Annotated in this window: 10 protein-coding genes; 7 read left to right on the forward strand and 3 right to left on the reverse strand. The window is 68.8% G+C overall.

The genetic code is table 11. The features are described 5' to 3' along the window. The first annotated feature begins 486 nt into the window (after positions 1-486). Entirely contained in the window at positions 487-1,068 is a 582-nt protein-coding gene (locus ACIBK0_RS46105) for a TetR/AcrR family transcriptional regulator (RefSeq protein ID WP_399094658.1), read from the forward strand. 744 nt (positions 1,069-1,812) lie between these two features. Here ACIBK0_RS46105 and ACIBK0_RS46110 read toward each other — a convergent pair. After that, entirely contained in the window at positions 1,813-2,529 is a 717-nt protein-coding gene (locus tag ACIBK0_RS46110) for a hypothetical protein (RefSeq protein WP_399094661.1), read from the reverse strand. Positions 2,530-3,433: 904 nt separating this feature from the next. Between ACIBK0_RS46110 and ACIBK0_RS46115 the strand changes: the two genes are divergently transcribed. From ACIBK0_RS46115 to ACIBK0_RS46135, 5 genes are all read left to right on the forward strand, one after another. Beyond that, positions 3,434-4,702 carry a hypothetical protein gene (locus ACIBK0_RS46115; protein WP_399094664.1) on the forward strand — a complete coding sequence of 423 codons (1,269 nt, stop codon included), beginning with the start codon at positions 3,434-3,436 and terminating at the stop codon, positions 4,700-4,702. A 37-nt stretch (positions 4,703-4,739) separates the two neighbouring features. Next, complete coding sequence (locus tag ACIBK0_RS46120; protein ID WP_399094667.1) at positions 4,740-5,243, forward strand: hypothetical protein; 504 nt, start codon at positions 4,740-4,742, stop codon at positions 5,241-5,243. An 898-nt stretch (positions 5,244-6,141) separates the two neighbouring features. Beyond that, positions 6,142-6,351 carry a hypothetical protein gene (locus ACIBK0_RS46125; protein WP_399094670.1) on the forward strand — a complete coding sequence of 70 codons (210 nt, stop codon included), beginning with the start codon at positions 6,142-6,144 and terminating at the stop codon, positions 6,349-6,351. After that, positions 6,348-7,049, forward strand: coding sequence for a restriction endonuclease (locus ACIBK0_RS46130; protein ID WP_399094678.1), 702 nt, complete (start codon positions 6,348-6,350; stop codon positions 7,047-7,049). The genes ACIBK0_RS46125 and ACIBK0_RS46130 overlap by 4 nt, the downstream gene beginning before the upstream one ends. Before the next feature lie 454 nt (positions 7,050-7,503). Next, positions 7,504-7,845 (forward strand): DUF6233 domain-containing protein, encoded by a 342-nt coding sequence (locus ACIBK0_RS46135; RefSeq protein ID WP_399094681.1) that lies wholly within the window; start codon positions 7,504-7,506, stop codon positions 7,843-7,845. A gap of 80 nt (positions 7,846-7,925) precedes the next feature. Here the strand turns inward: ACIBK0_RS46135 and ACIBK0_RS46140 are convergent, their stop codons facing one another. Continuing rightward, positions 7,926-8,867: a Ku protein gene (locus ACIBK0_RS46140; protein ID WP_399094685.1), complete on the reverse strand. Its 942-nt coding sequence runs from the start codon at positions 8,865-8,867 to the stop codon at positions 7,926-7,928. Positions 8,868-9,067: 200 nt separating this feature from the next. Between ACIBK0_RS46140 and ACIBK0_RS46145 the strand changes: the two genes are divergently transcribed. After that, the gene (locus tag ACIBK0_RS46145) at positions 9,068-10,594 is read left to right on the forward strand and encodes a pentapeptide repeat-containing protein (RefSeq protein ID WP_399094689.1); all 1,527 of its coding nucleotides are present in this window, start codon (positions 9,068-9,070) and stop codon (positions 10,592-10,594) included. A 419-nt stretch (positions 10,595-11,013) separates the two neighbouring features. On the opposite strand, the gene ACIBK0_RS46150 is transcribed toward ACIBK0_RS46145, so the two are convergent. Beyond that, positions 11,014-11,646 carry an HNH endonuclease family protein gene (locus tag ACIBK0_RS46150; RefSeq protein ID WP_399094692.1) on the reverse strand — a complete coding sequence of 211 codons (633 nt, stop codon included), beginning with the start codon at positions 11,644-11,646 and terminating at the stop codon, positions 11,014-11,016. Between the last annotated feature and the right edge of the window lie 174 nt (positions 11,647-11,820).

Here is an 11,820-nt window from a genome sequence, read left to right on the forward strand (position 1 = left end):
GCGCAGACCCGTGCGTATGCGCGGGTCAGAGCAATCTTGAGAAGCGCTTCCTCCCGGGCGTGAACGCCCGGGGTTCCGCGCTAGATGATGCTGAAGTTGCCCCGTAATGGCAGGCTGCCGGGTAAAGCCGGTTCTCGTCGTCGGCGCTGAAGGTGACGGTCGCCGATGAGCTTCATCCCGGGCCTGCGGATGACACCCGTCTTGCCGCCCACCGCCCGCGCAATGAACTGACCAGAGGGCCACCCTGAGGCGCGCCGCGAGCAAGCACCCCCGCCTGTACCTGGACGGGCCGTCACCGTCTCGACAGGAACCTCGGCCGCAGCGCACTCCGCGAGTGACGCATCAGCACGGACGGTGGTGACGGCCGCAGGGGGCGGCTCGCCCCTGCCCGCGCTGCACGATACTCTTATCCGGATCAGTGATCCATGTACTCGGACCACTGACCCGAATACATGTACCACCGATCCGAATACTCAAGGGGGACAGATGCGGGCCGATGCCAGGAAGAACCGCGACCACCTGCTCGCCGTAGCGGGAGCCGCCATCAGCGAGCAGGGCGTCGACGTGTCGCTGCGCGACATCGCGCGCAGGGCCGATGTCGGGCTCGCCACGCTGCTGCGCCACTTCCCGACGCGCGAGGCGCTGCTCGATGCCCTGCTCCACACGAGCTTCGGCGAGCTGACCGCCAAGGCGGACGCCCTCGAGACGGACGACTCGCCCGGCGACGCTCTCGTTTCGTGGCTGCGCGACTGCGTTGGATGGACGACCGAGTACCGGGGCGCGGTCGTGCTGATGGCAGCCGCCATCGCCGACCCCGACTCCGCACTCCACGCTTCGTGCGTCACCCTGCGCGCGGCCGGTGCCCGGCTCCTTTCCCGTGCCCAGGCCGCGGGCCTGGCGCGGACCGACATCGACGGCGACGATCTCTTCGCGCTGGTAGAAGCGCTCGCCTGGCTCGGCGACCAGCGCTCCCTCGCGCCACGCGCCGACCACATCTTCGACGTGGTCGCCAGCGCGATCCTGACCAGCACGGCGAGCAGCGGCGCCGAAGAGGGCACCCGTAGCTGAAATCGTCTCGCACCCGGACCGGCGCGCTCGGCAGGAGCGGAGCGGCGCCGAGCGCGCCAAGGCGGCCGAGGCCAGGGGCGTCGAGCCGCGCGCTACCCGGGAGCGGACCGCGACCGCTCGAAGCGGCCGACGAAGGTGGAGGCACGCCGGCTGGTACGACGTCATCCACTTGCTCCCGGGATGAACCGCCTGGCATGACTGCCCGTCAACAGTGAATGGGTAGACGGACAATCATGATGTCTGGTGCCAGATCATCCAGGTACTTGTTGGCAAAGGCCAGGTCGCTCGTCCCGGACGGAGGGACAGCCGAGACGTACATCCACCTTCCGTCGAGGGTGAGCAGGTGTTCCGTGGGGATTGCCCACTCGGGCCGTCTCTGCCGGTACGGAGTCCGGCTGGCACGACAGGGGTCAAGACTCGCGGCCATGTCAGCGGCGCAGGTGCGTATGCCCTGCAGGCCGAACAGGCAACGTCCCGCTCGGCGGCGCATCGCGCGGCGAAGTCGTCCTCAAGCCGTGCCACCAAGCGGTCGAACAGCGCGCCGCTCGGACCAGCCTGAGGCCCGAACCCGCTGGGCAGGCCGGTGACGGCTGGGGCGGTACCTCTGCGCTGCCCCAGCCGTCACGGGACGATCAGGCGGTGGTCCGGAACGGTCCGGTGACCTCGTAGGTGATACCGCCGGAGGAGCTGCCGGACGTACCGCGCCGTGCGGGCCCCTCCTCGGGGATGTACAAACCCCGGCGGCTAGGGCATCTGATCGCGGTGGGGCCTCGTGCTCGCGGCTCTGCGAGCCTCGCGCAGGAAAGGCTCGATGCCCTCCCGCCGAAGAGCCTGCCGCCAGGCATCCCTGGCCTGGGCGACGTTCTGGCTGCGGAGCACCTCGTCAGGGGCGGATCGCCCGGCAGCGCTGCGCAGTGCTGCCAGCAGAAGCGCAATCATGACTGCCAGAACGCTCGCCGCCGTTGCGGCGAGGAACGTCCAGCCCGTGGTGAGCAATGTTGCGGCCACCGCGGGCTTCGGGTTCGCCATACCCACTGCGTAGCCCACGACCAGGAAAATCAATGCTGCGGTCCCGAACAGCGCAGGCGTCAGGACAGCAAGGATCGCGCCGATACCGGCACCGGACGGCTCGGCGGGAGCCTCGTGGCTGGGCTGTGCAGGCAATTTATGCGAGCGACCGCCTCGTTCGCGCACCTGGACGTAGTGGGCGTACTCCGTTGCCGCCGCAGTGTTGATGAGGTTCGAGGCGGCGAGCACCATCGTGCGCAGCTGCTCGGCAGTCAGGCGTTCCGTCGCCTTGGGCGCGTCCGCAATGAGGACCTCATCCACTGTGCGTTCAAAATCGGGCCGGTCCTCGGCCAAGAGCGCAGACTTTCCGTGGCCAGGCACTGGTTCGTCGAGGACAGGAGTGCGCCGCGCGAGCGAGGCGATGACCTGTTGCACGAATGAGTCAGCCGCCATCTGCTGCTCCTTCCGCTGGGACGGCCCCCGGGCTGGAGGGGTGACCGGAAACAGGGTCAGGCTCGTGGGGCGTGTCGGGGGCGAGGGAGTCGCTCTGCTCAGGGTCGGGCGGAATCCGTCGCCCGGGACTGTCCTCAAGGCCGAGGCGAGAGGCAGGCCCAGCGCTCGTGCCGACGCGCAACACCTCACGCTCTGCGAGTTTCCCTCCGGCCAGCTGTTCCAGGACCTTCGGGGCCGCGATACCGACGGCCATGACCCCTACTGGCCCGCCGGCCTGCCCGGAGGCCCCGAATGCGGCGGCCATACCCACGCCCAGAGCGAGTCTGAGCCCCAGCGCCACTAGATAGGGCCGCAGCGGCAGCTCCCCCTGAACCCTCCACGGCAGGTTCTTGACCCGGCCGATAGCGCTGTGCAGGTGATGCGCCTCGATGGCGCTCGCCCCCAAAAGCCCCCACATGCACGCCATCCACACCGACACGGCAAATGAACACCTCCCGCCCGGATGAGGTATCCCCGAAGAGGCCGGGCCCTGCGATCCTCAAGGATCGCAGCACAAGGGGCAGTTGAGGAAGTGCAAGCCCCGCTGCCGTCTGTTCCGCCCTCCTGGATCCGACCAACAAGCAAATCCACACGCCTGCGGGCGCTTCTGGACGTCATGAGCATGGAGCGATCACCGGCTCGGCTCCTCGCGACCGACATGCTGTTCCGTGATTTCCTCGGCCGGAAGAAGTCCCTGCTGGACGGCCCCCCTGCTGACGGAGAACGAGCGGAAGGCCGCAGGACTGTGATCACGCCGGAATTTCGCCGGCTCGTCATCTGAAGGCCGCCATTGATGCCTTGTCACGCTCCGCGTGATCCAGTCCACTGGAGCGCCCCCCTCCGGACCTGAAAGTAGGGACGCAAGTTGAGACGCACGCTCAAGCGCGGGCTCATCACGCTCGTCGCTGTCGGACTTGCCTCTTCCGTGGTGCCGATCGCCACGGCATCGGCGGCCGGCGGCCCACTGACGCTCGCCGTGTTCGGAGATTCGCCGTACGGCAGGTCGGCGTACGCCCCTGCGGGCCAGACCGCCGACACCTCGCAGTTCCAGAAGACCCCGGCGTTCATCGGCACCATCAACAGTGACACGGCGATCAGCGACGTCATCCACGTCGGCGACATCCACTCGGGCAAGGAGTTCTGCACCGAGGACTACGACACCTCGATCGCCTCCGTGTGGCAGACGTTCACGAAGCCGCTCATCTACACACCGGGCGACAACGAGTGGGCCGACTGCCATAAGGCATCAAGCCTCACCTCGCCCGGTCAGGGCGGCGGCTTCTACGACTCCACCTCCGGTGCGATCGACTACCTCGGCACAAGCGGCCTGTCGACCGATCCGGCAGACTGCGTCAGCTACCACTGTGGCAACCCGCTCGACAACCTCGCCGAAGTCCGGCGGGACTTCTTCGCGCAGCCCGGCCACACCCTCGGCAGCGGGGCACTGAACGTGGTGTCCCAGGCCACGGCCTACGACCCGAGTCACCCGGCCGACGCGCAGTACGTCGAGAATGTGATGTGGACGCAGAACGACATCTCCTTCGTCACCATCAACGCGCCGGGCGGCTCGAACAACGACGCCGACCCCTGGTACAAGGTGCCCACCGCGACTCAGGCTCAGATCGACGAGCGGACCAACCGGACCGCGGCCGATGTCCGCTGGCTCGATGCAGCCTTCGCCGAGGCGCGGGCCAAGCACGCCAAGGCCGTGGTGATCTCGGTGCAGGCCGACATGTGGGACCTCGACGGCAAGACCAAGGACCGCCTGACGAACTACGAGCCGATCATCAGCGAGGTCGCAGCGAAGACGACCGAGTTCAGCCGCCCGGTGCTGATGCTCAACGGTGACTCGCACCTGTACCGCTCGGACAACCCGCTGTCGCCGATGGCGACGTGCACCGGCGAGACGGACCCGGCCACCGGCGCCAGCGTGTGCGCCCACGACCCGGGCAACAACGCGTGGAACGAGCACCCGTACTACAACGTCCCGAACTTCCACCGGATCGTCGTGCACGGCAGCACCACCCCGCTGGAATGGCTGAAACTGACCGCCGACCCGAACGCCAACTACTCCGTCACCGACACCACCTACGGCCCGTTCAGCTGGCAGCGGATGCCGCAGCCGCAGCTGTAAGCCCACTGACCGCACACGGCCGGCCACGGTGTCCGATGTGGACTCCTGGCCGGTCGCGCACTCACGGCCTGAGCCCCTACTACTCCCTCGCTTCTTCCACGCCGCGCTGTACCTGGCCACGCCGTCCGGCGCTGACGTACGGGCCGCCCTGCAGGCTGGCCTCCTGGCCTGCATGACGACCCCGGCCCAGGGCAACGTGATCCCGCCCGGCGCCCTGTACGCCTGCGACAACGGCAAGCTCGGCATGGGCTGGCCCGGCGCCGAGGCCTGGTTCGCCTGGCTGAAGGCAACCATCGACCGCTACGGCCGCGACCGCTGCCTGTGGGCCGTGGAACCCGACGTCCCCATGGACGCCACGGCCACCCTCGCCGCATCCATGCCGTGGCTGGAGCGGATCCACTCCCTGGGCGTGCGGGTCGCGTTCGCCGCCCAGGACGGCAGCGAGCACGGCCACATCCCCCTGGGACTTGATCGACGTGCTGGTCCTCGCGGGCTCCACCGAGTGGAAGACCTTACCGGCCGCCCACCGCCTGGCTCTTGATGCCCGCGAGCGTGGCCTGGCCGTCCACATGGGCCGCGTCAACTCCCACCGGCGGCTGCGCATCGCGCAGGCCTTCGGTGGCACCAGGCCGGAGCATCAGTTGAGCCCACCGGCATCACGGACAGGACCGCAAGGCACTACGTTGCCGTCGACTTTCGAAGACAGCCCCCTCCGAAACGCTGTCTGCTGTCGGGATCCAATGATCCGGCAGGACTCAGGCGACCGCCTCGCCTGGTGGCAGATCTACTGGAGCCACCGGCGCGCAAACAGCCGCGTCAGCAACCCACCCGAACAACACCCTCCGGCCTGAGGACAGGAGCCTTCGGTGAGAGTGCGCCGATTCGGCTCACCGAGGCGAGGGCGGAGCCGGCGGTCTCCATGCTGACGGCGGTGGTGTCCTCGTGCGGCTCCCCCGCACATACGGCAGCGGCGGCATCCCCCTGTGCCAGGCGGCATCCCCCTGTGCCAGTGGTGCATGACCTGCGTACAGCAGCAGCGGGGGCCGGCCGTCCGCTTCGTCAACCAGGGCGTCGTCGCCGCTCGGCGGCCCTCGCACACAGACCACCTGGACGTTAGGCCGCCGCCTGATGGCGGGCTATCACCGGCCCGTGCTCATGCCCAGGCGTCGGGGCGCTGACCAGCTGCGGACCCTCTACCGCGCACCCCTGGGTCACGGATAGGAGTCCGGGGCCGTCCTGACCTGTCCGGTTCTCCCCTGCCTTGATCACATGACGTGATGATTCGCTGACCCAATGTCAGTGCCTGCTGCAACGATGGTCCGTTGCGCGGGGACTACAACTAGGGGGAGGCAGTCGTGCCGTGGGTCAATGCGTATGTGCGCTCTGACGGGACGCCAGTTCGCGGGTACTCCCGGTGGGCGCCGGGCGCACGCAGGGAGATGGCGATATCAGCCGTGGTCACGCCGGCGGCCGTCGGCACAGGGAACGGCAACGTCACCGTGGGGACGGGCAACGACACGGGGCCACGGCCGCAGTCGGCGGTGCACTACCCGATCAGGTTCGAGGACAGCAGCACGGTGACGGTGAAGCGGCCGCAGCCTACGGTTTCGTACCCGATCCGGTTCCCGTCGCCGGATGGTGAGCAGTGACGCGCCGGCAACCGCCCGCGAGGCGGCGCACGCGGCGACGGAGCAGGCGGCAGCAGCAGGCGGATGTCCAGCTGTTCGTGGTCCTGGTGGTGGCGGCCGCCGCCATCGGGCTGTTCGTGATGGTGGTCAATTGGCTGTCGGCTCACTGGTGCGTGCTCGTGGTCACCGCCCTGCTCGGGGCCCTGGCGGGCGGTGGCTGGCTGTACCAGCGCGGCCAGCGGGCACGATGGGAGCAGGTGCGGGCGCGCGGTCTGCGGTACGCGCTGGCGCATCTCGACGCGCTGCACCACCGCGAGTTCGAGAACGCGGTCCGGGAGCTGATGCGGCGCGACGGCTGCCAGGACGCGGTGCGGGTCGGTGGCGGCGGTGATCTCGGCGCGGACGTGAAGGCCACGGATCCGTTCGGGCGGCGCTGGGTGATCCAGTGCAAGCACCGCCGCAACGGGGACCGCGGTTCCGCGGTCGGCACGCCGGACCTTCAGGTGCTCAACGGCACGGCCAGGCCCGTGCACAAGGCGGATGTGGTGGTCATGGTGACCAACGGCCGCATCACGGCGCCGGGGCGGGACTTCGCGAAACAGCAGCGGTTGCACCTGGTCGATCGTCGCCTGCTCGGCACCTGGGCGTCGGGATCGCAGCCGCTGTGGGAGCTGCTCCGGGCGCTGCCGCCTCCACGAAAACCGTCCGCGCTGTCGTGAGGGAACTTGGCGACAGTTGGGAGGGTTCGCTGGTGCCAGCACGGGCCGTCAGCGCCCGTCTGGCACCCCGTCCAGGGCCCGGACCGGACAGTCGACTGGATGGCCGCACCCCTGTAGCCGCGCCCTGATGCTTGCGGTCACGTGCGGCCGCCAGCGGTGACCTCGATCTGCCAGCGGTCCATCGCCTCACCGCGGTGCGTTCCCCGGGCCAGTTCCCCCTTGAGCCGATGGTGGCGCTCGGTGCGGGGGCCGGGGCCGGGTCGCGCCGTATGAGGTGCCAGGCTGCGCGGGTGTTGCTCGCGGCTTGCGTGCCCAGCTGCTCCCAGCCCTTGGCCGCGTCGCCGTTGGCGAACCGGATGTCCCACTCGTCCTCGGCGGGCGGCGGGGCGGCACGGTCTCCGCGTTTTGGGCTCACGCGGCGGCCCCGGGCTACAGCGGGCATAAAATCGAACACGTGAACGATAGTGCCGCCTCCCGCCTCGACCAGCTCCTCTTCCTCAAACGAGTCCAGGAGCAAGACCTCGAACGCACCCGGCGGTGGATCACCGACGAGGAACGGCGGCAATCGGAGCGCAGGCGCGGTATCGAGGCACGTCCGCCGCAGCCGGACTGGCTCATCGAGCGCGGCCTCGACGGGCACTCACCCCCCGTGTACGTCCACGTCGGCGGCTGCCACATGGCGGGCAAGCGCAGCAAGGGCGTCGAACGGGAGCAGGCGCTGCGGGCCCTCGCCGACGGCGTACCCGCCTGCACCCACTGCCAGCCCGACTCGGAACTCGGATACCTGGAGGGATGAGGCCAGGCTCGGCCTGCGGCAGGCGCGGTCATCTGACATCCCTCGGGGTGCGTGGGCGGTAGCCCTACGCCTGCCGCACCTCACGCGCTCCGCGGCTTCCGTCCCGCCGTCTTCTTGGCGGTCTTCTTCGCCGCCGCCTTCTTGGTGGTCGTCTTCTTCTCGGCGGTCTTCTTGGCGGGCGACTTCTTCGTCGTCTTGGCCGTCGTCTTCTTCGGCATCTCGTGGACGGTGGCGTCCTCGCCGCGCAATTCCTGCGCCTTCGCCACGGACTCCTGGAGGGCGGCCATCAGGTCGACGACCTGGCCCGGTGCTTCCGGCTCCTCGGCCCTCGGCGGTTCCTTGTGCTCCCGCTTCGCCTCGATGAGCTGCTCCACCGCCTCCGTGTACCGGTCGGTGAACTCCTCTCCTTCGAGGTCGTCGCGGGACATCCCCTCGATGAGGTGCTGCGCCTGTTCGATCTCGTCGTCGGTGAGCTCGACGGCCTGGGGAGTCAGCTCGGCGGGGTCGCGGATCTCGTCCGGCCAGCGCATGGCGTGCAGCACGATCACGTCGTCCCGCACCCGCAGCATGCCCAGCCGCTCCCGCCCGGACCAGGCGTATTTGGCGATGGCCACCTTCGACGACCGCTCCAGTGCCATCCGCAGCAGCGTGTACGGCTTCAACGCGACCTGCCCGTCCGGCTGGAGGTAGTAGCCCTGGCCAATCTTGATCGGGTCGATGCTCGCGGCCGGCACGAACGCCTCGATCTCGATCGCCTTCGCCGTCGGCAGCGGCATCTCGCGGAGCTCCTCGTCCGAAACCGCGATGATCGTGTCCTTGGAGACCTCATAGCCCTTGCCGATCTCCACGTTCGACACCTCGCGGTCCTCGAGCGAGCAGTACTTGCGCACCCGTACCCGGGCCATGTCGGCGAGGTGCACCTGGTGGAAGCGGACCGAATGGTCCTCGGTGGCACTGACCACGTGGCAGGGAACGGTCACCAAACCGAAGCTGATGGCGCCCGACCAGACGGTTCGAGGCATGGCAGACCTCCGCGACGTGCCCCGAGAAGGCCAGCCTATGAGGGGCGGGGCGGTCCGGCATGCTGCAGAGAGGACTTCCGTGACGCCGTCCGAGGCCGGGGCAAGAAGGCTGCCCCGAACGGGCTCCGGCTCGGCCGGGGGCCGCGGCGTCTTTCGTCAAGTCGCTGTCCCGGAGGGCGGGCGGGCTCCATGCTCCTGACGTGGCAGTCTCACTCCGGCGCAAGCGCGAGTCCCCCCGGGGCCGGTACACCCCGAACCTCTGGCCCGTCTGGATCGTGGCACCCCTGGCGCTGATAGCCGCCGGTGTCCTCGGCTGGGTCATCTACCACTACGCCTACGACCACTTCGCGCAGGCGGCCGCCGACCAGAAGCCGCCCAAGCCGGTCAACATCAATGACGTCCTCAAAGCGACCGTGACGGCCTTGACCCTGATCGGTGCCGTCCTCGCTGGTCTGTACGCCTACCGCAAACAGCTCCTCGCCGAGGGCGACGCACACCGCGCGGACGCAAGCCAGCTCGCCGAGCGGTACACCACCGCCGCCGAACAGCTCGGCCACGACCAAGCCGCCGTCCGCCTCGCCGGCGTCTACGCCCTCGCCCGCCTCGCCGACGACTGGACAGAACAACGCCAGGTCTGCATCGACGTCCTGTGCGCCTACCTCCGCATGCCCTACGAACCCAACCCGACAGCCCCCAGCCACAAGGAAGGCGAGCGGGAAGTCCGCCAGACCATCATCCGCGTCATCCGCGACCACCTCCGCCAACCGGACGACCCCATCTCCTGGTGCCAGCACTCCTTCGACTTCACCGGCGCCACCTTCGACGGCGGCGACTTCAGAGAGAGCCACTTTCGAGCCGAAGTCGACTTCTCCGGCGCGGCGTTCACCGGCGGCACAGTCTCCTTCGTCAGCGCGATGTTCAGCGACGGCACGGTTCACTTCGACAATGCGGCGTTCAGCGACGGCACGGTCGACTTCCGCCGCGCGACGTTCAGCGGCGGCACCGTCCACTTCCGCCACGCGGCGTTCAGCGGCGGCACGGTCACCTTCGGCCACGCGGCGTTCAACGGCGGCACAGTCGACTTCGGCCGTGCGACGTTCAGCGACGGCACAGTCAACTTCGGCGGTGCGACGTTCAGCGGCGGCACGGTCGACTTCGACCTCGCGACGTTCAGCGGCAGCACGGTCGGCTTCGGCAACGCGACGTTCAGCGGCAGCACGGTCACCTTCGACAACGCGACGATCAGCGCCGGCACGATCCACTTCAGCAGTGCGACGATCAGCGCCGGCACGGTCGACTTCAGCAGTGCGACGATCAGCGGCGGCACGATCCACTTCGGCCGCGTGACGATCAGCGGCGGCACGGTCCACTTCGCCGATGCGATGTTCAGCGCCGGCACGGTCCACTTCGGCGGGGCAGCGTTCAGCGGCGGCACGGTCCACTTCGCCGATGCGGCGTTCAGCGGCAGCACCGTCGACTTCGGCCACGCGGCGTTCAGCGGCGGCACGGTCCACTTCAGCCACGCGACGTTCGGCGGCAGCACGGTCAACTTCGGCGATGCGACGATCAGCGCCGGCACGGTCCACTTCGGCGGGGCAGCGTTCAGCGGCGGCACGGTCCACTTCGAGCGAGCGACCCTCGTCGGCGGCACGGTGACCTTCGACGACGCCGCGTTCAGCGGCACCGTGTTTGAGTGGGGCCCTCTGCCGGTACCGGCGGGCGCCTAGAGCGTCGCACTGCTCGGCTCCGCGTACGGGCGCCGGTGTTCAAGAACCGATCGGTTGTTGGACAGCGGCGCGTGGACGTCGATACGCCAGGCCGGACCCGGATTCCGGTGTCCAACAAGGGTGTTCAGCTCACTTCGAGCTGTTCTACGAAAGCACACGCTCGACCCGCTCGTCGTCGGTGAGCCGCTGGTCAGCCAGAGTTCCTCGATCTCGTAGTCACCCCTGCCCCGTCGATGCGCAGAGGTGCTGCCTGTCGGGTGCTGCGCTCTGACCCGGCCGGCGGCATCCGCCACGGACGCCAGCCGCAGGGAGAGTGCGCCCGCACACATCGGGCGCGGGCAGGCATCATGCGGGCCGGAAGGATGGCAGCAGCGCAGCACGCCGGCCTGAGTCAGAGGTGCAGCGGCAAAGATTCTGGGTCAGTTGGTGCAGGTGTCGAGCATGGACGACAGGGCGGTCTTCTCGTCGTCGGTGGTGGTCAGCTTCCAGATGGATTTGATGTGGGTGTAGTCCTTGGCGTAGGTGCACCAGAAGGTGTGGTTGGTGGGCTTCCAGTCGGCGGGGCCGCTGTCGGACTTGGCGGAGTTGGAGGACTGAGAGGCGATGAGGAGTTGGGGGTCTTTGAGGTCGTTGCCGAAGGCTTTGCGCTGGTCGGCGGTCCAGGTGTCGGCGCCGGAGCGCCAGGCTTCGGCGAGGGGGACCATGTGGTCGATGGTGGCTTGGGCGACGCCTGTGACGGTGGTGTCGTCGTAGGCGGAGTACCAGGAGCCGCTGCTCGGTTGGCAGCCGTCGGGCTGGTCTTCGATGTTCTTGCCGTCGCGGGCGAGGACGTCCTGGCGGGTGGTGCAGCCGTCGGGCTGGGTGGACCAGATGTCGAACTTGTCGCGGGCGTAGCCGTCCATGGAGTGCGGGGCGGCGACGGTCAGGGCGGCGAGCTCGGTGCGGGCGGTCGCGGTCGACGGTGGTGCGGGCGGCTCGGCCAGGGCGGGCGTCGTACAAATGCCGAGCAGGAGCAGCGAGGCTGCGGGCAGGCCGTAGGCGGTGCGGTGCATGAACTCTCCAATGAGTGTGGGGGGTTGGAGATGCGTTCATGAGGAAACCGCACCGCCGACGGCGTTCGCTACGCGCGTTGAGTAGGCGTGACAAGCCCTCCACGGCGTCTTCACTCCACGGTCACCGCACTGAACGGGCGAGACCACACGGGTGGGGGACGGACCGGACGCCCG

The organism is Streptomyces sp. NPDC050564 (assembly GCF_044457265.1).
Lineage (GTDB): Bacteria > Actinomycetota > Actinomycetes > Streptomycetales > Streptomycetaceae > Streptomyces.

Bases quoted from the DNA above. Each gene is read 5' to 3' on its own strand.
- ACIBK0_RS46105 (WP_399094658.1), top strand. From the start codon at position 487: ATGCGGGCCGATGCCAGGAAGAACCGCGACCACCTGCTCGCCGTAGCG.
- ACIBK0_RS46150 (WP_399094692.1), bottom strand. From the start codon at position 11,646: ATGCACCGCACCGCCTACGGCCTGCCCGCAGCCTCGCTGCTCCTGCTC.
- ACIBK0_RS46110 (WP_399094661.1), bottom strand. From the start codon at position 2,529: ATGGCGGCTGACTCATTCGTGCAACAGGTCATCGCCTCGCTCGCGCGG.
- ACIBK0_RS46140 (WP_399094685.1), bottom strand. From the start codon at position 8,867: ATGCCTCGAACCGTCTGGTCGGGCGCCATCAGCTTCGGTTTGGTGACC.
- ACIBK0_RS46125 (WP_399094670.1), top strand. From the start codon at position 6,142: ATGGCGATATCAGCCGTGGTCACGCCGGCGGCCGTCGGCACAGGGAAC.